The sequence below is a fragment of the Streptomyces sp. NPDC004609 genome (assembly GCF_042873655.1).
Lineage (GTDB): Bacteria > Actinomycetota > Actinomycetes > Streptomycetales > Streptomycetaceae > Streptomyces.
Genome location: NZ_JBIALS010000002.1, coordinates 140,792 through 164,712 on the forward strand (window position 1 = coordinate 140,792; position 23,921 = coordinate 164,712).

Annotated in this window: 16 protein-coding genes and 1 pseudogene; 6 read left to right on the forward strand and 11 right to left on the reverse strand. The window is 71.1% G+C overall.

Features of this window, described 5'->3' with window-relative positions:
• Positions 1–181 precede the first annotated feature (181 nt).
• The 5 genes from ACFYT4_RS02450 to ACFYT4_RS02470 are packed head-to-tail and all read right to left on the reverse strand — an operon-like array spanning position 182 to position 6,952.
• Entirely contained in the window at positions 182–967 is a 786-nt protein-coding gene (locus ACFYT4_RS02450; RefSeq protein ID WP_389264466.1) for a hypothetical protein, read from the reverse strand.
• 2 nt (positions 968–969) lie between these two features.
• Positions 970–1,431: a phage tail protein gene (locus tag ACFYT4_RS02455; RefSeq protein ID WP_389264468.1), complete on the reverse strand. Its 462-nt coding sequence runs from the start codon at positions 1,429–1,431 to the stop codon at positions 970–972.
• A gap of 16 nt (positions 1,432–1,447) precedes the next feature.
• Complete coding sequence (locus ACFYT4_RS02460; RefSeq protein ID WP_389264470.1) at positions 1,448–3,820, reverse strand: phage tail sheath family protein; 2,373 nt, start codon at positions 3,818–3,820, stop codon at positions 1,448–1,450.
• A gap of 11 nt (positions 3,821–3,831) precedes the next feature.
• Positions 3,832–5,667 carry a phage tail sheath family protein gene (locus ACFYT4_RS02465; protein ID WP_389264471.1) on the reverse strand — a complete coding sequence of 612 codons (1,836 nt, stop codon included), beginning with the start codon at positions 5,665–5,667 and terminating at the stop codon, positions 3,832–3,834.
• Between the two features lie 25 nt (positions 5,668–5,692).
• Positions 5,693–6,952 carry a hypothetical protein gene (locus ACFYT4_RS02470; protein ID WP_389264473.1) on the reverse strand — a complete coding sequence of 420 codons (1,260 nt, stop codon included), beginning with the start codon at positions 6,950–6,952 and terminating at the stop codon, positions 5,693–5,695.
• A 548-nt stretch (positions 6,953–7,500) separates the two neighbouring features.
• On the opposite strand from ACFYT4_RS02470, the gene ACFYT4_RS02475 reads away from it, so the two are divergent.
• The 3 genes from ACFYT4_RS02475 (at position 7,501) to ACFYT4_RS02485 (ending at position 13,220) form a co-directional block, all read left to right on the forward strand.
• Positions 7,501–8,694, forward strand: a complete 1,194-nt coding sequence (locus ACFYT4_RS02475; protein ID WP_389264475.1) for a Cmx/CmrA family chloramphenicol efflux MFS transporter — start codon at positions 7,501–7,503, stop codon at positions 8,692–8,694.
• A 258-nt stretch (positions 8,695–8,952) separates the two neighbouring features.
• Complete coding sequence (locus tag ACFYT4_RS02480; RefSeq protein ID WP_389264477.1) at positions 8,953–11,103, forward strand: malectin domain-containing carbohydrate-binding protein; 2,151 nt, start codon at positions 8,953–8,955, stop codon at positions 11,101–11,103.
• A 1,052-nt stretch (positions 11,104–12,155) separates the two neighbouring features.
• Positions 12,156–13,220 carry a ferritin-like protein gene (locus ACFYT4_RS02485; RefSeq protein WP_389264479.1) on the forward strand — a complete coding sequence of 355 codons (1,065 nt, stop codon included), beginning with the start codon at positions 12,156–12,158 and terminating at the stop codon, positions 13,218–13,220.
• 138 nt (positions 13,221–13,358) lie between these two features.
• On the opposite strand, the gene ACFYT4_RS02490 is transcribed toward ACFYT4_RS02485, so the two are convergent.
• The 5 genes and pseudogenes from ACFYT4_RS02490 to ACFYT4_RS02510 form a co-directional block, all read right to left on the reverse strand.
• Positions 13,359–14,489, reverse strand: coding sequence for an ABC transporter substrate-binding protein (locus ACFYT4_RS02490; RefSeq protein ID WP_389264481.1), 1,131 nt, complete (start codon positions 14,487–14,489; stop codon positions 13,359–13,361).
• 26 nt (positions 14,490–14,515) lie between these two features.
• On the reverse strand, positions 14,516–15,343 hold the full coding sequence (locus tag ACFYT4_RS02495) for an ABC transporter permease (RefSeq protein ID WP_389264771.1): 828 nt from the start codon (positions 15,341–15,343) through the stop codon (positions 14,516–14,518).
• A 101-nt stretch (positions 15,344–15,444) separates the two neighbouring features.
• Positions 15,445–16,224, reverse strand: a complete 780-nt coding sequence (locus tag ACFYT4_RS02500) for an ABC transporter ATP-binding protein (protein ID WP_389264483.1) — start codon at positions 16,222–16,224, stop codon at positions 15,445–15,447.
• 552 nt (positions 16,225–16,776) lie between these two features.
• Entirely contained in the window at positions 16,777–18,447 is a 1,671-nt protein-coding gene (locus ACFYT4_RS02505) for an ABC transporter permease (protein WP_389264485.1), read from the reverse strand.
• A gap of 413 nt (positions 18,448–18,860) precedes the next feature.
• Positions 18,861–19,733, reverse strand: a pseudogene (locus tag ACFYT4_RS02510) (ABC transporter ATP-binding protein); the annotation flags it as partial.
• Between the two features lie 136 nt (positions 19,734–19,869).
• Here ACFYT4_RS02510 and ACFYT4_RS02515 point away from each other — a divergent pair.
• The 3 genes from ACFYT4_RS02515 (at position 19,870) to ACFYT4_RS02525 (ending at position 22,574) form a co-directional block, all read left to right on the forward strand.
• A complete protein-coding gene (locus ACFYT4_RS02515) occupies positions 19,870–21,282 on the forward strand; it encodes a sensor histidine kinase (protein ID WP_389264487.1) in 1,413 nt (470 codons plus the stop codon).
• Complete coding sequence (locus tag ACFYT4_RS02520; protein ID WP_389264488.1) at positions 21,279–21,980, forward strand: response regulator; 702 nt, start codon at positions 21,279–21,281, stop codon at positions 21,978–21,980. The genes ACFYT4_RS02515 and ACFYT4_RS02520 overlap by 4 nt, the downstream gene beginning before the upstream one ends.
• Positions 21,981–22,355: 375 nt before the next feature.
• A complete protein-coding gene (locus ACFYT4_RS02525) occupies positions 22,356–22,574 on the forward strand; it encodes a hypothetical protein (protein WP_389264490.1) in 219 nt (72 codons plus the stop codon).
• Between the two features lie 114 nt (positions 22,575–22,688).
• Here ACFYT4_RS02525 and ACFYT4_RS02530 read toward each other — a convergent pair whose 3' ends face one another.
• Entirely contained in the window at positions 22,689–23,663 is a 975-nt protein-coding gene (locus ACFYT4_RS02530) for an alpha/beta hydrolase (RefSeq protein ID WP_389264492.1), read from the reverse strand.
• Between the last annotated feature and the right edge of the window lie 258 nt (positions 23,664–23,921).

The window sequence follows — 23,921 nt, forward strand, 5'->3', positions numbered from 1 at the left end:
TCGGGGAATCATCGGGTCGCGGTGCCGCGTTCGATCTGCTTCTGCTCGTATTCCAGTTGCTCGACGAGCCGGCGTACGTAGTGCCAGCGCTCCTCGGTCGGGAGGCCGAGAATCTCCTCCGCCCCCCAGTGCAGGTGGTAGGCGAGGAAGAAGACCTCGTGGCGCAGCCTGTCCTCCTCTCCTACGAAACTGCCAAGAAATTCGACATGTCGAGCGTCGCCCCGTATTCGCGGCCGCAGCCTCCGCAGTTCACCGGCCGGCGCAGATTGATACCGGGGCCTCCGTTGTTCATGGCCTGGTCGATGAGGCGGCGGTCGGAGAGCGTCAGGTCGTTGAAGACCGCGCTGCCCAGCGCCTCCATCCGGGGCCGGGGCATGTCGCCCATGGACTTCAGACAGCGGGCCAGCAGCGCGTTCTTGCCGTGCGCGGCGTTCTCCCGGACCGCGCCGGCGATGCGCTCCTCGTCCGCGCCGGTGGGACGGCGGAAGACCAGGACGTCGAAGACGGTGCCCGCACGGTCGACGTATCCGTCCTCCAGCTGCACCACGAGGTCCTCCGGGACCTCGCCGCCGCCCAGCCGGACCACGTCGAGCCCGGCCAGGTCCTCGACGAGTACGGTCGCCTCCTGGCAGGTGGGGCAGGAGTACGTGGCCTGCATCTCGGCGCCGAAGGTGATCTCCCTCAGTTTCACCAGCAGGAAGTGCCGGTCGGCCGAGAAGAGATTCTGGGCCGCCCGCACCCCGGGGTTCTCGATGCCGCCGAGCCGGACCAGACAGCTGCCGAGGAGTTCCGAGATCATGCGGGCGCTGTTCGAGCGGTGGCGCCTGTCGGCCATGACCGCCTCGTCGCGCCCGGTCATCTTCCTGAGTACGGCGGTCCGGTGGATCTGGCTGTCGGCGTCCTCGTAGCCGATGGGCAGCTCGAACTCGAATTCACGTCTGCGCGGCTGTGCGCTCTCGTGGCCCATCGTCAGGACACCCTTTCCAGGCCGTTGTGCTCGATCTCCACGGTCTGCTTGAACAAATTGGTCGTCCCGGCTTCCAGATCCGCGAACTTCGAGGATTTGACCCAGCCCTCGTAGAAGGCGAAGCGCAGCACTTCCTCGCCGTTCTCCAGTTTGAGCACCGCGCCGTTGCGCCGTACCGAGGATCCGCCGCTGGTTCCGTTGAGCTGGAACATCTCCCGGAACCAGTCCCGGAACAGTTTGTCGAACGGACTGCCGTCCATATTGCGCTCGATGACGAGCGTCTCGAACTTCACGACACCGCTGGCGATCTTCCGCACCACCGGGGAGCCCCCTTCGGGTTGCTCGATGGTTTCCGCCGTGCCTTCGCTGAGCCCGGTCACCTTGGTCACCGGGCATCCCGTGCCCTCGATCTCCAGCGCGAACCCATGAGTCCGGTAGGACTCATGGAATGTCAACTCCGCCATGTTCCCATCACTTCCCTCAGGTCTCCGCCGTCGCGGAGCCGCTGTCCTGCTGGCCGACGACGATCAGCACCGTCTCGGCGGGCTTTGCCGGATAGAAGAGAACTTCCACCGTGAAGTTCCCGCTGTTCACCTCCGATGGAGGATTGTTCTCCGCATCACATTTCACGGTGAAGGCCTGCTCCGCGGGGTCGGACCCGAAGGCGCCCTGCCGCCACAGTCCGAGCAGGAACGGCGTCACGACATTGAGCCGGACGCTTCGGCGGAGCTCCTCCGAGTGCGGTTCCTGGGCCACCCAGCGCAGTCCCTCGCGCAGGGAGGACTTCACATAGTTGAAGAGGCGCCGGACATTGACGTAGAGCCATCGGGTGTCGGTGCTCAGGGTCCGCGAGGCGTCGACGATCACACCCGATCCCGGAACGGCCCGGACACCGTTGACACTTCCGTTCCTGACCAGGTCGGTGTGGTCGGCGTCGGTCATGTCGTACTCCACACCGAGCGCGGAGGCCAGCATCGCCTCGTCCCCGGCCGGTGCCTTCCACACTCCGCGCGCCGCGGCGACGCGGGCGTACATCCCGAGAATGTGGCCGGCGGGAGGGACCAGCAGCAGGGGGTCCTTTCCGTCGCGGTCCTGCGGGTTGACGATGGTGATCCAGGGGGCGTACATCGCTCCGTAGACCTTCCGGCCCCTGAAGGCCGCCGCGTACGTCTTGGCTCCCTCCAGGTCCAGCTTCGGGGGAGGCGAGCCGACGAACATCGCGTCACCGCGCCGCTCGACATAGCCCAGGGCCGCGTTCACCACCCCGGGTGCGGTCGAGTCGGGGCAGGCCAGCAGCTGGATGTCGACGGTGTCGAAGGCGAACAGGCCGGAGCGGCGGGCCGGGTCGCCGATGAAGTCGAGATCGCCGGGCGGATCGCCGTCGTCCCCGGCCCTGGTGCTGCCGACCAGGTGGGTTCCGGCCTTCGGCAGGTCGTCGGCGGGCCCGGTGGCACTGTCCTGGTCGACGACGGTGATGAACCGGGAGCCCGAGCGCTGATCGTTGATCACGGTGTCGGCGGACCACGGCAGTCCGTTCTGCATGGACAGTGAGGTGAAGCGCTCCACCTCCAGCTCACCGTCGACGACCGCCAGATCGAACTCCGCGGAGCGGAACCGGGCCGCCTGGGTGGGCACCTGGGAGCCCAGTCCCCCGCTCCAGGTGACGAACCGCCCGTCCTCGAAGACCCCTTCGAGGGTCCGGGTCTCCCGGGTTCCCTTCACCGGCACGGCGGACGTCAGTCCGAGGGCGTTGGTGGCGTCGGTCGGGCTGCCGGCCGCGAGGGCGACGGAGGAGTCGGGGCCGTAGCTGTCCGACATCAGCACGAGGCGCCTGCGGGCGTCCAGGACCGCGGAGAAGCCATGGGCCTGACGGTTGACCGCCGTGACCACCTCTTCGGGTGTGACCTTCCCGAGCCCGCCCGCGAAGTCGCCCTTGACGAACTTCACGTCGACGCCGTTCGCCGCCCCGTCGACGGTGACCTTGATGGCGGCGTCGGCCGCGATGCTCGTCTCGATGTCCTTGGGTCCGATGACCACGCCCCGGCTCTCCAGGCGTACGGCGGACCCGACGGCCAGTCCGGCGACGGACGACAGGGCCGCGAGGGTGCTCTGCGCGGCCAGCGACACACCGCTGTCGTTGTTGGGGCTCTTGAAGCCGAGGGCCTCGGCCGCGCTGCCGGTCACGGTGAGCCGGGACCGGGTACCGGACTCGGAACTCACCAGCAGCAGGGACCCGTCGGGGGCGGCGACCGAGCGGAACCCGGTGGTGTACCGGGCCACGACCGCGGACACCTCCGCCGCCGAAGCAGCCTGGATCGCGACGAAGTCCTCCGCCCGGAAGGGGACGTTGACGGCCTCGCCGTTGGCGTCGACCTCGATGCTCTGCCCGGCCGCGAGGGCGAACGGCCCGGCCTTGTTCCCCCGCAGCTGGGCCGGAACGGCGGGGGTGGCCCGCGGATGGTGGACGATCCGCACCGACAGCCGGTTTCCCCAGACTCCCGGGTCCTCCCGTCCGCGGTTGCCCGCGCTCACCTGAAGGGTGTTCGCGTCCGCGGAGTCCGGGAGCATCACCTGGGCGGCCTTGCCCTTGGCCCGGTCCACGACCCGTACGGCGTACGCCTCGGTACCGCCGTTGTCGAAGAAGCCCCGGACCGCGTGAGCACCGTGGATCTCCCGGACGACCCCGCCGAAGTTCGCGGCGAAGTCGTTCATCCCCCGCAGCGCCACCGGGACGTCCGGCACACCCCGTTCGGCGCGCAGCAGGAAGCCGGCCACCGAGATGGGCGCTCCGGCGATCGCCGGCGACGCCCGTCCGTCGACCTCGACGACATTCACTCCGATGTTCACAGTCATCTCTGGTCCCCTTACGCCTCGGCGGCCGAGCCGCCGCTGGGCTGCTGGCCGACGACGATGGTGACGGTCTCGGCCGGCCGGACCGGGTAGAAGTAGACCTCCAGGCGGAAGTTGCCCAGGTCGACCTCGGAGGCGGGGTTGTTCTCCGCATCGCATTTGACGCTGAAGACCTGCTCCGGCGGATCGGCCCCGAACGCGCCCCGGCGCCACAGCCCGGTCAGAAACGGCGTCACCACATTGAGCCGCACCGACCGCCGGAGCGCTTCCGTGTGGGGTTCCTGCCGTACGAAGCGCAGGCCGTCCCGGAGCGAGACCTTGACATAGTTGAACAGCAGCCGGATGTTGACGAACGCCCAGCGGCTGTCCGTGGACAGCGTCCGGGAGGCCGCCACGACGATTCCCGCGGCCCGTTCCGGACGTACTCCGTTGACCCGCCCGTCGCGCACCATATGGGTGTGCTGGGCGTCGGTGAACCGCGCGGCCGTGTCGAGCACGCCCCGCAGCTGTGCCGATGTGCCGGCGGGAGCCTTCCAGATGCCCCGTTCGCGGTCGGTCCTGGCGTACACGCCCATCACATGACCGTCCGCCGGTACGAAGCGGGTGGCGGCGGGGCCGGTCGCCAGCGGATCGGCGACCTGGACCCACGGTGCGTACAGCGCGCCGTACACCTTGGCCGCGGTGAAGTCCGCGGCGTCGGTCACCACACCCTCCAGGTAGTCGCTTTCGAGTTCGGCGTAGTCGGCCGGGGCCCGCGGGACGGTGGCACCGGCGCGCGTGGCGCGGTCGGGGGACGAGCCGACGAAGCAGACGTCACCGCGCCCGGCGCAGTAGTCCAGGGCCGCGCGGACCACGGTGCGGCGTCCGTCCCCGGACAGTGTGTGGGCGTCCGGCACGGCGAGCAGCTGCACCTCGGCGGTGTCCAGGGCGTAGAGTCCCGAGCGGTCCGCGGCGTCGCCCGCGTAGTCGGCGGCGATGCAGGCGTTCTCCGCTCCCGCGTCGCTGAGTTCACGGCCGGTGACGGCGGCCGGGTAGCGGAGTCCGGCACCGGCGGTTCCGGCCGACAGGTCGGTCAGCGTCACATAGCGCGAGCCGCTGAGCGGGTGGTTGAGCCGGGTGGCGGCGTGGTCGGGCGAGCCCGGTTCCATGGTCAGACCGGTCCAGACCTCGACCTGGGCGAAGCCGCCGGAGGGGTCCGCGCGGTAGTGCACCGCGAGCCGGAACTCGGGCGTGTTCACCGTGGTGGCCGCCTTGGTCATGGCGGCGGTGACGGGCGTGGTCCAGGTGACGGACCCGGCCGCGGTGTTCACCCCGGTGAGCCTGCGGTACTCATGTCTGTCACCGGAGGTGAACCGGAGGACCGATCCCACCGTGATTCCCTCGGTGGACTGGAGCGTGGCCGTGGTCGCGTTGGCCGCGGTGGCGGACGCGAGGGTGGTGCTGGTACGCGGCTCGTCCACCACGTCGACCCGCAGCCGCCTGCCCCACGGCCCGGGGTCGCTCTCACCCCGGTGGCCGGCCGACACCCGCAGGACGGCCTCGGGTGCCGGCTGGCGGTCGTCGAGCGTCCGTGAGGCCGGTGAGCTGCCGGCGCCGACCACGCGGGAGACATAGGCGGTCGTCCCGCCGTTGAGGAAGAACCCCTCCAGCGCGTATCCGAGGATCCCGTCCTCGCGCGTCCTGCCGAACCGGTCCCGGAACTGCGCGGGACCGGTGAGGCGTACGGGCCGGTTGACGGGGCCGCGCTCGGTGGGGCCGACGAAGGCGGCGACGGACGTCGGCGCTCCGGCGATCACCGGACTTGCGGTGCCGTCGACCTCGACGACGTTCACTCCTACATTGGGGAACACGGCGCACCGTCCCCTCGCTGTCGCTTCATGGCCTCGGTGCCATCCCTTCGTCGTCCCCCGCTGTGTCCGGCCGGCCGGCCCGGACTTCGGTGCGCCGCACCCAGGGCAGTGCCTCGCGCGGACCGGTCTGCATGTGGGAACCCACCCGCAGGTGCACCCGCACCGGCACGGGCTCCTGTCCCTCCCGCTCGTCCCGGCAGGGCGGGGGGAGCATCCGGACGGGCGCGGGGGCGTCGTTGATCCACAGCGGCCGGTCGGCGGCCAGCCGGGTCAGCACCTCGTTGTGCACCCAGGTCTGCTGGCCCGCGCCCTGGCCGACGGCGGTGATCCGGTAGTCGGCGGTGTACGCGCGGGCGGGCGGGCGGACCGTGCACAGGGTGAGAGGTCCCCTGGGCCGGAAGCTGTCGCGCTGGGCGACACAGCCGGTCCGGTCCGGGTCCTCCCGGACATCGGTGGTGGAGACCTCCACCCGGGGGGTGGCCGCGCCGGGGAGCGCGGCGGCCGTCCCGAACGCGACCGGCACCACCACGGACACGGAGGAGTCACCTGCCGGGAACGTGCCGCGGACCGGTGAGGAGGCCGCGAGGGTGAGCCGGGTGCGGTCGCCCGCGGGGTCCTGTTCCACCCGGTCGACATCGTGTTCCTCGTCCCCCGACGGGCTGCCCCGCAGCAGGATCCGGTTGCCGGGGGCGAGGCCCGGCGTGTGCGCCGTCTGCACCGCCGAGTCGCCGGGGGCGGCCCCGGCGCGCAGCGGCACCCCGGTGAGTCCGGGTGGGGTCATCCCCGACAGCGCGTCGGTCAGCGCCTGTTCGACGTCCTTCAGCATCTCCTCGCGGACGGCTCGCAGCCGGTACAGCTCCACCGCGAACGGAATGCCGCCGACGGTCTCCAGCCGGAACTTCACGATCCGCGCCCTGCGGTCCGCCCCGATGCCGATGGGGCACTGCTCCCAGCCGTGCGCGGCGTTGACGGGGATGAACCAGCGGTGCTCCTCCCCCGGGGTGTCCTGGGCGTCCGCGTAGGACAGGGCGAGATAGAACGGCCGGGCCCGGGTTCCGTCGGCGGGGGTGTCCGCCCGGACCCACAGTCCCAGCTCCTCCCAGTCGGTGAGGTCGATCGGGTTCCCGGGAAGGAAGTCCGCCGCCGCAGGTGCCCCGCCGTCGTAGCGCAGCCGGTTGACGGTGATCTGCCGGCCGAAGAGGGCCCGGCTGCCGACGGACACGTCCAGGGCGGGATCGGTGGACGTCCAGGGCCGTGTGGTGTCGTGGATGAGCAGCGTGGTCATCACTGGCTCAGCCCCTCGGGTACGCGCGGCACGCGTACCGGAGCCCGGTGCGGGCGACCGGTGTCACCGGTAACCTGCTGATCCGCTCCATCGCCCGCCTCCTCTCGCTCGCCTCGGGCGGACCGCACCGACGGCGATCGCGATGTGGCCCGGATCACACCTTCCCCGACGGCCGTCGGCCCGTAACGCCGAAAGGCATCCGCTGATCCAGCTGGAGCACCACATTCACCCCCCGCAGGTCCCGGCCGGGCAGGGCGGGGGTCCATTCGTGAGACACGGTGATCCGGGCGCTGCTATGTTGGGAAATATGTCCAGTCCTGAGGCGGAAAGAAGCCAGCCACCGGTTGTCCGGTGGCTGATCGCGTAACTCTCTGACGACTCTGCTTTCTTCGGCGAAATCGCCGAGCAGAGCGTCGCGAATCCGCCACGGATCAACCGCATCGCGGGATCGCGCCCGGAAGTCTCTCCGGGCAGCCTCCCACGCGACCGCATGTCCTTCTGTCCATGTGTCGCGTCTCCCTGATCTGCGATGTAGTTGGAGCTTTTTCATGCCTTTCGCCATCTACGTTCTCGGGCTGGCCGTCTTCGCCCAGGGGACGTCGGAATTCATGCTGTCCGGTCTGGTGGAGAACATCGCCGCCGATTTCGGCGTGTCCATCCCGGCCGTCGGCTCACTCACCTCCGCCTTCGCCGTCGGCATGATCGTCGGCGCGCCGCTGTTCGCGATGCTGAGTCTGCGCCGGCCGCGCCGTCGAGCGCTGCTCACCTTCCTCATCACCTTCCTTCTCGCGCACGTCGTCGGCGCCCTCACCCACAGCTTCGAGGTCCTGTTCGTCACGCGGGTCATCGCCGCGCTGGCCAACGCCGGCTTCCTCGCCGTCGGCCTCGCGACCGCGGCAGGCATGGTCGGTCCCCAGGCCAAGGGCCGGGCGACGTCAGTGCTGCTGAGCGGTGTGACCCTCGCCTGTATCGCGGGTGTTCCCCTCGGTGCCGTAGTGGGCGAGTTCTGGGGCTGGCGCTCGGCGTTCTGGGGCGTCGCGCTCATCTCCACGCCCGCTGTCTTCGCGGTCCTGCGGTCCGTGCCGGCGACGCCCGTCGACCCCGATGCTCCGAGCGTCCGCCACGAGTTGCGGGCGCTGCGCACGCCTCGGCTGATCCTGACGCTGGTGCTCGGTGCGCTGGTGAACGGAGCGACGTTCTGCTCGTTCACGTACCTCACGCCTGTCCTCACGCATGTCACGGGTCTGAGCACCGGGTGGGTGCCCGCCGCGCTGGCGCTCTTCGGCATCGGGTCCTTCATCGGGGTCAACCTGGGCGGCCGGCTGGCGGACAACCGATCCGGACAGGTACTGGCGGTCGGTGGCACGGCGCTGCTGGTGGGCTGGCTGCTGTCGGCCCTCACAGCCGCCAGCCCGGTCGTGGCTCTGACCCTCGTATTCGTCCAGGGGGTGCTCTCGTTCGGGGTGGGCTCCACCCTGATCGCGCAGGCCCTCTACACAGCCTCGGAGGCACCCACGTTGGCCGGCGGTTTCGCCACCGCCGCGATGAACGTCGGCGCGGCGGCCGGCCCGGCCCTGGGCGGTGTCGCCCTGGGCGCGAACTTCGGTTTCCGGTCGCCGCTGGTGGTGAGCGCCGTGCTCGTGGCCGCCGCGTTGGTGCTCGGCGGCGCGGTCCGGGCGATCGACAGCGGGAACGGCAAAGGGAGCCCTTCGGCGGAGCGTCCTCTGGAGGCCCGTTCCTGACCGTGGTCGGTGCCTCGCGGTGGCCCGTCCGTCGAGCGGTCAGGGGGCGGGCCACCGCCCACGGTGAACGAGGCGATCTCGGACCGCATCGGTTCGATCGGCCTGGTCTAGGGCGTTCAGCCGCACCCCACGCCCGCGCCCCTGACGGCGTGACGGGAATGGCTTGAAAACGCTCCCGAAATGGTCTTCACACAAACCCACTAACCCCTTCACGATGCGTGTGTTCATGTGAACTGACTCCATATAAAAGGAGATTACGTGATCGGAGCCATATCCGGACGGCGGGGCATTCTCGCCACCCTCACCACGGGGGTCCTGGCGTTCTCCCTGGCTGTCGGGGCGGCCCCCACCCAGGCATTACCGGCGGCGGTGGGCGCTGACGGGGCCAGAGCCTCGGCCTCCTCCCTGCACCGGCCGACCACCGAAACCGGCACTCTCACCCGGCCCGATACCCCGAGCACGGCGGCTCCTTCGGCTTCCGTGCCGCCGAAGGCAGAGGCCCCCAACGCCCGCAAGAAGCAGAACCGGACAGGTTCGGCCGGCGAAGCCGCCTCGGCCGTCATCTCGGGAACGATCACCAGCAGCGCCGGGGTCGAGGCGAACGCCCTCATCACCGTCGAGGGCACAGCCGTATCCACCACGTCCGCTGCCGACGGCACGTACAGCCTGACCCTGCCGCCGGGGACCTACAACATCGCCGTCGGCCCCGCCCAGCGCTGCGCCTCCGCGGCCAGTGTGCCGGTCGAGGTCACCGGGGACGTCACCCAGAACGTCACCCTGCCGGACAAGACGGACACCTTCGGGACCGTCTGCGAGGTGGTCGCAGGCGCCCCGTTCCCCCAGGGGACGGAGAAGCTGAGGTTCCGTACACCGCACAGCGGGCTCGCCGGTTTTCCCCTCCCCTTCCCGGTGCCCCTCTACGGGCACACGTACCGGGGCGTGTCCGTCTCCGTCGACGGCGTCGTCACTTTCGGTGATTCGACCACGAGCGGGAACAACAGCACCCTGCCGACCGGCCATGTCCCGAACGGGTCTCTCTACCCGTTCTGGGACGACCTCACCATTGATTCCGGCGCGGGCGTCTACTGGTCCGCCACCGGTACGGCTCCGCACCGGAAGCTCATCGTCGAATGGCGCGACGCGCTGATCCAGGGCACCGGCGAGCGGGTCTCCTTCGCGGCGGTGCTCAGCGAGGACGGCGCGGCCTCCTTCCACTACCGGGACGTCCAGGGAAGCCCCAGGAAGAGCGGGGCGAGCGCGACCGTCGGCGTCGAGAACCACACCGGCACCGATGCGCTGCTCTACTCGTTCGACGAGGCGACCCTCCGCGACGGCATGAGCATCAACTTCCGTACGACGAAGACCGCGGTCATAACCGGCGTGGTGACCGATGCCAATGACGGCCTGCCGATCGCGCGTGCGTCGGCCGCTGTGACCGGCGGCACCGGCTCGGACATCACCGTCAACGACGGCGCCTACCTCCTCCAAGTGCCCGCGCCGGGCACGTACGATCTCGCCTTCTCCGCGTCCGAGTACACCTCGGAGAGCGTTCAGCGCACGGTGGCGCCGGGCGGTGTCGCGGTCGCGAACGCGGCCCTGAAAACGGGCCGGGTCACGGCCGACACCACTGCCGTGACCGTCGTCGTGCCCGCCGGGCAACAGCGCACGCGCACGGTGAACCTCACCAACACCGGCTTGGCCTCCTCGTTCTCGATCGCGGAGATGGACGTTCAGGGGTGGCTCACCCTGACACCCGCGAGCGGTGTTCTCGCCTCCGGCGCCGGTCAGGCGGTGACGCTGGGCATCGACACCACCGGTGCGACGGCCGGCTCCACTCTCGGCACCACCCTGCGCGTCACCTCGCACAGCGGCCGGGCACCCGAGTTCAACGTCACGGTGATCGTCGTCGTCACCGCGTACCAGGTGGCGGTCGATACCGGCGGGAACAGCGCGCTCACGGATTCCGTCGGTGATCCGTGGACCGCCGACAGGCCGTACACCGCGGGCGGCCACGGCTATCTCGGCAACGCCTCCCGGGTGACCACCTCGAAGCCGATATCCGGCGTGCCGGCGGAGAGCGCTCCGGCCCTGTACCGGACCGCCCGGCAAGGCATGTACGAGTACCGCTTCGACGGGCTGCCCGCGGGGACCTACCGGATCGAGCTGGGCTTCGCCGAACTGGCCGCCAAACGGCCGGCAAAACGCGTCTTCGACGTCATGGCCGAAGGCGCCGAGTTCGTGCCCAATCTGGATCTGGCCCTGGAGGCGGGCGTCCGGGTGGCGCACAACCGCTACATCACCGTCCGGGTCACGGACGGCCAGCTCAATCTGCGGTTCGTGTCCCATGCAGGCAAGACTCTGGTGAACTCGATCAGAGTCAGCGAACGGTCCGATCTCTTCGTGGAGTGATCTCCGGCCGACAGCCCGGCCGACCGTTGGGTTTCACCCGCGTCGGGCTCTCTACGGCTTGTGTACGCGGCCTCCTGGGCACCGGGCAGCAGCACCCCGGGAGCGTCCCGTACCTGGATGACGGTCCCACGGCGGTACGGGTACCGACCATCCGGTGCCGGACGGGTGGAGCTGTGGGCACCCCGCCGGAGTCATTCAGCGTGCCCACACCCTGAGGGCCTCCACTTGTGGTGCCAGGTCAGCGACGGCCGGCGGCCGTCGCTGACTGACGCGCAACGCGCTGACGTGCCGGGTCCAGGGAGCTGAACATCCGCCGCCTGTCCTCGTGGACACAGCCAGAACACCGTGCGCAGACGGAGGCGGCAAAGGGCCGGGCCCACATGGCGTGACACCGCGGCCGGTGCCGACGTGCGGGTGCGGGACGGCGGGCGGACGCGGGCGGGGCCGGGGGCCTCGTCCCGTCCGTCCACAAGGCGTCCGAGGAGCACCAGACCGCCCTCGACAACGCCATGAACGACTGCATATGAGCCGCACCGCCAGATCCCTGCACGGCATTCGCGATCCGGGCCCGCCTTCTCCGCCCGGTCCTTCATTCATTCTCACCCTTTCGAGTTGCCGGACGCATCCCGGCGTGGGATACATCGAGTGATGGGCCGCGGGGACAAGCGATGGACCACGGTGATGCCCGTATCCCCGAAATGGCCGGACTCGTCACACGGCCGCAAAGGGCCGCCGATCTGCCCCTTGACCTGTCGGGCACAGCGGGACGAGTCCTGCCACGGTCGCCATGCGGCGACGCACCGCGGTGGCGAGACGGTGACACGCCCGCAGGTGTCTGGCCGGCCGGAGTGTGCGGCGCTGACTGCCGACCGTGGCAGGACTCGACGGTCGGGGCACGCGGGGATGGGATGGACGCACTCGGCGGAAGGATCTGATCGGGGGCGGCCCACCGCCTGCTGTCGTCCCGCCCGGGCACCGGTGGCGGGGCGACGGCGGGACGGCGGTTCCGGCGACGGGCCCGCACAGTCTCAGGACCGATGGAAGGAACTCCCATGACGGCGCTTGTCGACTACCGGAGCAACAGGATCGTCGAATTGATGGACGAGCCTGCCGAAAGCCGGGGCGGAGACTGGCTGAAGGAGTCGCTCCAGCAGGCCGTACTCCTGGAACTCGCCACACTCCCACCGTATTTGTGTGCTCTGTGGTCCGTCGAGGACCAGGACGGGGACGTGGCCGCGGCCCTACGCGAGGTCGTCTTCGACGAGATGTCACATCTCGGCCTCGCCGGGAACCTGCTCACCACCATCGGCGGAGTCGTCCGCCTTGCCGACGACATGACGGTGCCGAAGTACCCCGGTGCGCTGCCCGGGGGTGTCCGACCGGGGCTGACCGTCTACCTGAGCGGGCTGACGAAGGAGTCCCTGGACCTGTTCTCCCGGATCGAGGAGCCCGACGACCCGATCGCGGCAGTCAGGTCGAACACCTCGATCGGAGCCTTCTACACCGCGATCCTCGACGCGTTCCGCAACCACACGGACCTCATCACCGGCACCCGGCAGCTGACCCGGAACATGGCACACCACGGCAAGGGCAACAGCATCGTGGCGCTCACCTCCTTCGCGGACGTCGAGAAGGCCGTCGACATCATCAAGGAACAGGGCGAAGGCACCTCGGCGTCACCGGAGAATCCCCATCCCGGAGAGCTGGGCGAGCTTGCCCATTACTACCTCTTCCGGCAACTCTTCCACGGCCGGAAACTGGTCAAAACCTCCGAGAATCCGGACCGGTGGGAGTTCACCGGCGACACGATCCCGATGCCCCAGACCTTCCCCATGGGGACGGTGCCGCCGGGTGGCTGGGGAGGGGCGGGCACCCCGCCGCCCGACCCGGAGACCAGGGACCTCCTCGACGAGGCCAACGCCTCCTACAGCGACATGCTGCGGTTCCTTGAGAAGGCTTGGCAGGCCGACCTTCCGGCCACGGCCAAGGAGTCGCTGAACCAGGCCATCGGCAAGATGTTCGACCTCCCGAGCCCGGCGCGGACGCTGATGGAACGGCCGCTGCCCGACGGCAGCGGCCGGACCTACGGCCCGGAGTTCCGGTTCACCCACGCGTAGCCGCCCAGCGCCCGTGAGGGCGCCCGTGACCAGCGGTGGACATCGCAACGAGCCCCCGTTCGATGAGTTCGGGCTTGGCTTGCGGGCCTGTGTCGTGTGTGCGACTGCTTCTTCGCGATGACTGCCCGTGGCCCCTGGCTATTTCTTGTGGCCCACGGCTTCCTCGTACAGGGAGCGATTCACGGACCTGGACTCCGGGATCGGGTCGCCCTTCGAGACACCCGCGTCGCGGTACGCCTTCTGGAGGCGGTCGATGGTGCCGCCGCGGATCTCCCAGTCCATCCGGAGGGACGGCGTGGATTTCAGGACCGCCTTGTCGGTCTTGAGGAGCCGGGAGAGCTCGTCGAGGAAGGCTTCGTCCTTCTTGTAGTCGCCCGCGAAGTAGGTGTTCACGGTGCGGATGTACGCCCGCAGCAGGGCCACGCCCGCGTCCACGTCGTCGTTCAGGAGCTTCGGGCCGAAGAGCAGGCCGCCCAGGGGCTCGCCGAGGGGCTGGCCGCCCAGGAAGGCGTACTTCGGGTCGCCGTCGACCTTGCGCCACACCGGGTCCAGCAGCCACGCGGAGTCCACACCGCCGTTCTTCATGGCGGTGAGGACATCGGCGGAACCGAGCTGCTGGAACTGGATCTTGTCGAGGCCGCCGCCGTGCTTCTTCAGGGTCGTGTTCATCGGATACGCGATGACCGATCCCTTGCCGATCATCGTGCCCATCGTGCGGCCGGCCATCGGTACGTGGTCGGCGCTCTCACCGTCCTTGAGACGTACCCACATGCCGCTCTTGGACGCGGGGTCGGGGGAGAAGTTGCCGGCCACCCAGCGGATGTCGAAGCCGCCGTTGATGCCGTTCATCACGGCGACCTCGGGCGCCGCCCACTGTGCGTCGATATCGCCCTGGGCGAGCAGCGGCACCGCGTCCGGGGTCGGCAGCACCTTCAGCTCGACGTCCAGGTTCTCCTTCGCGAACTCGCCCTTCTCGGCGGCCACCACCAGGGGTGCCACGTACTCGGCGCTGAGCGTTCCGGAGACGATCGTGAGCTTCTTCTTCTTGGCCAGCGGCTGCGGGGCGGGCGCGCCCTTGTCGCAGCGCGCGGGCTTCCGGTCGGCCGCCAGGTCGGCCGGGTCGGTCCAGCCGGACGTGCATCCGGCGACCTCCTTCACGGTACGGGGCTTCGCCGTACCGGAGGGGGTGTCGTCCTGCTGCGCGCAGCCCGCCGACGCGAGCAAGGAGCCCGCGGTCAGCAGACCGAGCACGGTGGTGCGCGTGCGCATACTGCCTCCGTACATGAACAGGTGGGTCATGACTGGCCGCGGCCGCGGTCACGTGGGGCCCATGGGGTGAGCAGCCGGCCGGCGATCCGTACCACTTCGGAGAAAATGACGCCGAGAAGGGCGACGCAGACGATGCCCACGAACATGACGTCGTTCTGGAACAGCGCCCGGGAGTCGAAGATCAGATGACCGAGGCCGTTGGTGGCCGCGATCTGCTCGGAGGCGACGATCACCAGGACCGCGACACCGGCCGCGATCCGCGCGCCCACCAGGACGGCCGGCAGCGAAGCGGGCAGGAGCACATGGCGGAACATCTGCCAGGGGGACGCCCCGAAGACCCGGCCCGCGTCCCGGTGTCCGTCCGGCACCGCGATCACGGCCGCCATCGTGGAGATCCAGACGAAGAAGAACACCGTGGCCGCGACCAGTGCTATCTGGGGGCCCTCGCCCAGTCCGAACATGTTCAGGAAGACCGGCAGCAGCGCCAGCTTGGGTACGACGTACAGAGCGTCGAGGAGTGGTTCCAGCGCCGCCCTGACCAGGGACAGCGAGCCCATCAGCAGGCCCAGCAGATATCCGGCGCCGGTACCGATGGCGTAGCCCCCGAGAACCCGCTTCAGGGTCGCCCAGACGTCCGGCCACAGCTCGCCGTCGCCCGCGCGCTCCCAGCCGTCGGCGAGGATCGTGCTCGGCGCGGGGTAGACCCGGTCGTCGATCCAGCCCTGGACGGCGGCGAGTTGCCAGATCAGGACGAGGAACAGGGGGACGGCCACGGCCAGGGAGAGTTCCAGGGCGCGGCGTCTGCGGTGGGTGCGGACGGGATGGAGTTCCTGGGGGCCGGGCCGGCGGACCAGGAGCTGTTCGGCCTCAGAGGCGCCGACGCCGGCCTCCGACCGGTCCGGGGCCGCCCCCGGGCCGGTCCCCCCGGCGGCGGACTTCTTGTGCAGGTCGGTGCTCACGCGGCCACCGCCTCTCCGCGTACCTCGCCGCGCAGCAGCTCCCACAACTCGCTCTTCAGCGAGGTGAACTCGGGTGCCGAACGGACCTCGCCGGAACGCGGGCGGTCGAACGGGGGGTGGCGCTCGGCGATGATGCGGCCCGGTCGCGCCGACATCACCAGGACCCGGTCGCCCAGCACGATGGCCTCCTCCAGGCTGTGCGTGATGAACAGGGTGGTCGTTCTGGTGGTCTGGGTCAGCTCCAGGAGTTCGTCCTGGAGGATGGTGCGGAGCTGGGCGTCCAGCGCCGCGAACGGCTCGTCCATGAGCAGGATCTCCGGCTCCACGGCGAGCGCTCGGGCGATGGCCACACGCTGGCGCATACCGCCGGAGAGGGCGGCGGGGTAGGCGTCCGCGAAGTCGGCGAGGCCCATCCGGGCCAGCCAGTCGGCGGCGCGGCTATTGGCCTCGCGGCGGGGCACGCGTTGCATGTCCAGGCCGAAGCGGACGTTGGCGAGGACCGTCTTCCAGTCGTAGATGCCGTAGTCCTGGAAGATCATCGCGGCCGGACTCGGGGACGCGGTACGGATCTCCAGCTCGCCCGTGGAGGGGCGCAGGAGCCCCGCGGCGATTCTGAGCAGGGTGGATTTCCCGCAGCCGGAGGGCCCCACGACACAGGTGAACTCACCCGGGGCGATGGACAGGTCCACGGGGCCCAGGGCGTTCACCGCGGTGGTGCCGCGGCCGAAGGCGCGGGTCAGGTCGGTGGCTCGGAGTTTCGGTGGTGCTGTGGGCATCGGGTGCGGCTCTCCCACGGTGTCTCCTCAGCGGAGGGTGTTCGGGGGGTGGGCGCTCGTGACGATATGACGATCCGTCAGATTCGGGAAGGGGTTTTACGTGATGCCTGTCGTGGGTTGTGTGGGTTCTCGTGGAGAGAGTGAGTCCACAGGTGCCGCCCGTGGGCGGTTCGTGTGGGGGTCCGCGGGTGGTTCGTGCCCGCCCTTCCCGTCCGGCAGCACAGCCGAAGGGCCCGTCACCGGGGGAATGGTGGCGGGTCCTTCCCGGGGTGGGGTGATGGCTTGGCGCAGTGGGGACAGGCGCCCTGGAAGGTCATGAATCCGGGCGCGGGCCAGAACCGGGGGGCACGGCCGGCAGCAGCGTCACGGCGGTCCGGTCGGGACCCGCGGCCGACAGATCCCCGTCCCCGCGGCCCGAGCGGGGCCACGGTGACAGGAGCCGCCGCGGCGAGGGCGAGGGGCCGAGCCATGCGACGAATCAGCGGGGGTGTCCTCGGTCACGGAAGCCTTCCCCGGAGTTCGTGCTCGTGTCCGTGGTTCGTGCTCCGGGTGTCATCTCCGGGGGCGCCCACGGAAGGACTCGACCGCGAAGGCGGCGGTCAGCAGCACCGCGGCGAGGCCCGCGAACACGGCCGGACCGGGCCCTGCCGGCACGCCGTTCTCCCGGACCGCGCCCATGAAATCACCCAGGGGAACGCCGTTGGCCGCCGCGTACCAGAGCGGGAGATAGCCCGCCTGGAAGAGCCGGTGGCTGCGGCTGAGCGTGCCGACGGCCAGGGCGAGGGACGGGATGAAGAGCACTCCCCCGGACCACGCGGCCACACCCGGCCAGTCCCCCTGACCCGTCATCCGGATCAGCGGCCCCACCCCGGCCAGCGCGGTGAAGGCCAGTCCGGAGAGCCATTCGGCGAGCAGCCTGCGGCGCGGTGCGGGATATGCCCCGAGGAGCGCGTCGACACCGTGCTCGTACCGCTGGGTGCCGAGCCGGGACCAGATCAGCACGGGCCAGATCCAGGCGGCGGGCAGGACCATACGGGTCACTCCGGAGACCGGTGTCACGGTCAGGGCTGCCGCCGTGATCCCCGCGAGGCCCAGCCACCACCACCAGGCCACGCCCCGCAGGAGGACTCGCAGTTCACCCGCGAGCACCGCGCCGAGGGAGCGGGCGGAACGGCCGGCCCGCACCTCCGCGACGGGCAGGACCCGGACCTCCGTGGCCGGCGTGCGCGCGATCGCCGTGGCGGGCAGGTCCCGGAATCCACCGGTGTCGCCGCCGATGCCCTCGTCGTACGGGGACGGGCCGGCGGCCCGTGACACCTCGGCCGGCCGGGACCGCGCGTCCTCCAGGAGGGCTCCGATCCGCTTCACCCCGACCCGGTCCGGGTCGAACCGGTGGAACCAGAGCGCCGGCAGGAGCGCGAGGGCGACCGCCACGAGGACGAGGCCCGCCCGGTCCAGCAGAAAGGCCCCGTCGGGCACGTATCCGTCCCAGACGAACGTCCGCAGCGGCTCGTCGATCAGCGTCAGACCCAGGCTGAACTCCCCCGACACCGTCACCTTCCCGGCGAGGACGTCGTCCCGCATCGACCGTACGACGTCATGGACGCCGATCCCGCCGAGCGGCGCGTTCGCTCCCTGTCCGCCCAGGGCGAGCACCATCCAGACGAAGAACCACACCACGTTGCCCAGTCCCGCGCCGAGCGGCGGCACCGCCTCGAAGAGCAGCGCGCACGCGGCCGTGAGGATCACCGAGGGAAGGGTGATGACGCCGAACGGCGTCAGCAGCGCGACCGGGTCGACGGCCGTGTCCTCGCCGCGCGCGAGCTGCAGCACGAGCGCGGTGACGGCCAGCACACCCACCATGGAGCCGAGCACCAGCACATTGCTCAGGAACTTCGCCCCGAGATAGCGGGCGCGGCTCACAGGGGTCGCCGCCAGCAGACGGCCGACACCGGTGGTGTGGTCCCGGGAGATCCCGTTGCGTACGACGTAGAAGCCGATGAGCATCAGCCAGAGCGCGCCCGCGAGCGCGATCGCCGTCCCCGTGTAGGCGCTGTTGTAGACGCCTCGGTGGTCGCCGATCTGGATGACGACCCACCGCGCGTCGGCGGCGGGCACGGCGAGCCAGCCGAGCCCGACGGCGGTCGCCAGCGTCGCGCCGTACGCGGGCCGACGGGCCCGGTCGAGGAAGTCGGCGACGGCGAGCCGGAGAAGAGCGCCCACGGTCACCGCCACCCCGTCCCCGGGGGAGGCGGCTTCGGCCCCGTTCCGGGAGGCCCCTGCCCGGAGCCGGGCATGCGGGGAGCACCCTGCACCGGGCCGGGCGCTCCGGGAGGCCCCGGCACCCCGGGCGAACCCGGCGGGGACCAGGCGCCCCGCACCGGGCCCGGCATCCCGGAGGGCCCGGGCGCTCCGGGATGCTCTTGCGCCGGCCATCCGGACGCCCCGGGTGACCCCGCCCGCGAACCCCCGCCCCCGGGCCCCGGTACCGGAGGACCCTGTACGCCCGGCGAACCCTGCCGGGACCAGCCACCCTGCGCCGAACCCCGCGGCCCGGGTCGGGGACCCGGTGTGCCGGACCCCTGCGGCCACCCCTGCCACCCCGCCGGGGGACCCTGAGCCGGCTCGTGCGGATGGGCGCCGTGGACGATCGCCAGATACGCGTCCTCCAGATCCGGGGGCACGGGCGCCGCGCCCGGGAACGGCGCGGACGCGGCCAGCATCCGCAGCCGGACTCCGGCCCCCGCCCCCGACCCCGTGCGCACCATCCGGCTCACGAGATACCGCGACTGGGCGGCCTGGACGTCCTGCGGGGCGACGGTCGCCTCCCACACCCGGCCCTCGACGTCCCGGAGCAGTTCGCCGGGCGAGCCGCGCCTGCGCAGGCGTCCCCCGGCGAGGACCGCGATGTCGGAGGCGACCGATTCGATGTCGGAGACGATATGGGTGGAGAGCATGACCACCCGGTCGGCCGCCAGTTCGCTGAGCAGATTCCGGAACCGCACCCGCTCCTGGGGATCGAGCCCGGCGGTGGGCTCGTCGACGACGAGGACCCGGGGATCGGTGAGCAGGCTCTGCGCGATGCCGACACGGCGCAGCATGCCGCCGGAGAACGTGCCGAGGGGGCGCCGGGCGGCCTCCGTGAGGTTGACGAGTTCGAGGAGTTCGTCGATACGGGCACGGGCGGACCGCCCGGAGACTCCCTTGGCGGCGGCGAGGTAACCGAGGAACTCACGCGCGGTGAGATGCGGATAGACGCCGAAGTCCTGCGGCAGATAGCCGAGGGCGCGGCGCAGCGGCCCGGGCCGGGCGACCACGTCCTCGCCCTGGAACAGGACACGGCCCCCGGTGGGCCGGGTGACGGTCGCCATGATCCGCATCAGGGACGACTTGCCCGCGCCGTTGGGCCCCAACAGCCCCAGCATTCCGGGTTCGAGCCGCATCGTCAGACCGTCGACGGCCCGTTTGCCGCCCCGGTAGACCTTGCTGACATCAATGAGTTCGAGCATGCGGGCCACTGTCCGCGAGGCGGGGGCGCCATCGCATCGCGGCCAGGGGGGAATCCGGGTCTCCCCCGACCGGGCCGGGTGCGCCTCGCTCCCGCGGGGGAGGCGGACGGGCGGACAGGCTGCGACACTCGATCGGGTGTGGAAGCCGATTCACCCGCCGGTCCGCCGGACGGTCCGCCCGCTGAAGCGTGTGCTGCCGCGTCCGCCGATCCGCCGGGGCACCTGGCGGGGCTGTGGTTACGCGCTGGTCGGCGCGGCCCTCGGACTGCCGCCGCTGACGGTGGCGGTCATCCTGGCGGGCGGGGTGGCGCGGACCTGGCCCGAGGGCCTGCGCCCGCTGTTCGTCCTGGCCGTGACGGCGGCCCTGATCGTGGCCGCCGGACTGCCGCGGACCGTCCGCGCGCGCTCCGTGCGGCTCGCCAACTCCTTCCTCGGCACCGCCCTGCCATCACCCGCGCTGTCCTCGTCCTCCCTGTCCTCACTCGCATTGCCCTCATCCGTGCTGTCCTCGCCCTCTCCGCCGTCGGCCGTGCGGGGGCGGGGAGGCGGCGGCCGGGACCGGTGGCGTGCCTCGGCGTGGCTGCTGCTGCACATCGGCCTGGGCTGGCTGGTCACGGTGGTGACCGGGGTGCTGGCGCTGATGGCGGTGACGATGGGCGCAGTGTGGCTGGGCGGCGGCGACCGGGTGCAGTTCCTCATCCTGACGGTCGATGTGCGGGGCGGCCTGCGCGGCGCGTGGGCCGTACCGGTCGCCGTCGCCGCCCTGCTGACGGCAACGGCGGTGGCCGCCGGATCCACCGCGCTGTTCCGGCGCCTCGCACCGGTGCTGCTCGGCCCGGGCCGGGCGGAGCGCGTGGCCGCGCTGGAGGAGAGGATGCGCGCCCTGGCACAGAGCAACCGGCTCGCACAGGAGCTGCACGACTCCATCGGCCACACCCTCACGGCCTCCACCATCCAGGCCGCGGTGGCGAGCGAGCTGATGGAGAGCGATCCCGAGGGCGCGCGGCGGGCGCTCAGCAGCATCGAGGAGACCTCCCGCAGCGCGCTGGACGATCTGGACCATGTGCTGGGGGTGCTGCGGAGGGGAGAGGGCGCGCCGTCGGCCGTACGGCACACGCTGGCCGATCTGCCAGGACTGCTGGACCGGGTCCGGCGGGCCGGCACCGAGGTGCGTACGGACATCACCGGGGAGCCGGCGCGGGTGCCGGCCGCCGTGTCCCGGGAGGCGTACCGCATCGTCCAGGAGGGCCTCACGAACGCGTTGCGGCACGCGGGCCGGCCCGAGGTGACGCTGCGGCTCGCCGTGTCGGCGGACTGGCTGGAGGCGGAACTGTCCAATCCGCTGCCCGCCGTCCGTGCTCCCGAGCACCCGGAACACCCCGAACGCGTCGGACACACCGGATCTGCCGAGCACGGTGTACGTACCGGGTACGGCCTGGCCGGTGTCGAGGAGCGCGTACGCCTGCTGCACGGCGAGCTCGCCTCCGGTCCCACGCCCGACGGACGGTGGAGGCTGGCGGCGCGCATCCCGCTACGGTTGGCCCGGTGAGTGTGCACCCGCCCCCGGCCTCGCCCGGTGACCCGCCCCCGGCCTCGCCCGTGACCGTTCTCATCGCCGACGACGAGGAGTTGACGCGTACCGGCCTGCGGACCCTGCTGTCGGCCAGGCCCTATCTGGATGTGGTCGGCGAGGCGGCCGACGGTACGGAGGTGCTTCCGCTGGTGACCCGGCTGCGGCCGGATGTGGTGCTCATGGACGTACGGATGCCGGGGATGGACGGCATCGAGGCGACCCGGCGGCTGCGGGCCGCGCTGGACGACCCGCCGAAGGTCGTTGTGATCACCACCTTCGAGAGCGACGACCACGTCTACGACGCGCTGCGGGCGGGTGCGGACGGCTTCGTCCTCAAGCGCGCCCCCGCCGACCGGATCGCCCGCGCCGTCCATCTGGTCGCGACGGGCGACTCGCTGCTGTTCCCGGACGCGGTCCGCCGTCTGGTGACGGCACGGCCGTCCCCGCCGGGCCCGTTGCCGCCGCTCCCCCTGACCGGCCGGGAGACGGAGACCCTGCGTCTGATGGCGAAGGGGCTGTCCAATCCGGCCATCGCGGACCGGCTGACGGTCAGTCTGGAGACGGTCAAGACCCATGTGAGCAATGTGCTGATGAAGCTGGGGGCGCGGAACAGGACACAGGCGGTGATCGTGGCGTACGAGTCCGGCCTGGTCGTACCGGGCAACGACACCTGACCGCGGAACGCCGTGCACGAGGGCCCCTGAGCGCCCGTCACCACCTTGCCCGGCCGGTGCGCCGAGCACCGTACGCCCTCCGCGGTCACTGTTCGGCCGACCGGCCCGACGCGGGCCCTTGAGATACCCCCCTTTCCTGAGGCTGTCGCCATGGGCGCGGCCGACCCGACCCGGCAGAGTGTGCGGGCATGAAAGCAACAGCGAAGACCTCGCGGGCCCGGCGCGCTCACCATCGCCGTCACGTACCAGCACACGTTCGTCGTGGACCTGGACGCTCCCACCACCGGTCACCGCACTCGGCCGCACACTCCACGTCCGGGATCTGGCAACCGCGGAAGACCTGGGTCTGTCGACACCGGCGACACCGTACGCGCGATGTCCGCCGCGATCGACGGACGGCCCCGGGTGGCCATCGGGGGCTACCGGCGAACCGTCGGGCTGCGGGACGCCGCAACGTACCGGCAGGAGGGTTCCCCCCTCACCGTCCCCGAGGAGATCGGCGCCGTCGCCCTGCCCCCCGGCGGACGCCTCGCCGTCGCCTTCGGCGCGGATATCGCTCTTCTCTCGCGAGGAGCCGCCAGCGGCGGGGCGTGATCGAGGGCGCGTGGCGGTTGGTCCGCGCGAGGCGTCCTCCGGTTCGGGCCGCTTCCGTCGCCGCCGGGGCCCGGTACGTCGGGTGGCGCATGTCGTCCCGGGTCCGGCGCGAGGTCAGCCCTGTTCGCCGAAGGCCCCGCGCAGGGTGGTGACGGCCTGGGTGATCGCGGTCTCGGCCGCATGGGTGCCCCGCAGGGCGTTGAGCATGACGAAGTCGTGGATGACGCCCTGGCAGCGGATGGCGGTGACGGGGACGCCGGCCTGGCGGAGCTTGTTGGCGTACGCCTCTCCCTCGTCGCGCAGGACGTCGGCCTCGGCGGTGATGACCAGGGCGGGCGGCAGACCGGCGAGCTGTTCGGTGGTGGCGCGCAGAGGCGAGGCGGTGATCTCGGCACGCTGGGCCGGATCGGTCGTGTACTGGTCCCAGAACCACTGCATGGCGTCGCGGCGCAGGAAGTAGCCGGTCGCGAAACGGTGATAGGAGTCCGTGTCGAACGAGGCGTCGGTCACGGGGTAGAACAGCACCTGGTGGACCAGCGGAACATCACCCCGTTCCTTCGCCATGAGGGTGAGGGCCGCCGACATGTTCCCGCCGACGGAGTCGCCGCAGACCGCGATCCGGCCGGCGTCGAGACCACGGCTCGCCCCGTCGGTGACGACCCAGCGGGCGACGGTGTGGATCTGCTCGATCGCCACCGGATAGCGGGCCTCGGGTGACAGGTCGTACTCGGGGAACACCACGGCGGCCCGGGTCCCGACGGCCAGCTCGCGGACCAGCCGGTCATGGGTATGGGCATTGCCGAAGACCCAGCCGGCGCCGTGGATGTAGAGGATCACCGGCAGCTTCCCGGTGGCGCCGGCCGGCCTGACGACCCGGGTCCGCACACTCCCGGTGGGACCGCCGCCGACGCTGACCCACTCCTCCTCGACTTCGGGTCCGCTGATGTCGCCCGACTGGACTTCGTCGACCGCCTTGCGGCCCTCGGCGGGGCCGAGGTCGAACAGGTACGGCGGACCGGAGGTCGCGGCCGCGAATTCGGCGGCGGCCTGCTCCAGGACCGGGGCCTCGGGTGTGTAGCTCTCGGACATGGACGTACTCCCTCGTCGGTCACAGCTCGCGAAGATTGTGGCAGTGGTTCGACGGCGGAGGGTTCAGCCGCGCCCCGACGGGGTGTCGGCCGCCCGCCGCACCGGGCAGGTCGCGGACCGATCGCGGTTCCGGTCACGACCGCGGTTCCGGTTGGGGTTCGGTTGGGGTTCCGGTTGGGGTTCGGTTCCGGCCGGGGTTCCGGTCACAGCCGCGGTTCGACCGCGGGTTCCGGCCGGGTTGTGGGGCGAGGCGTTCAC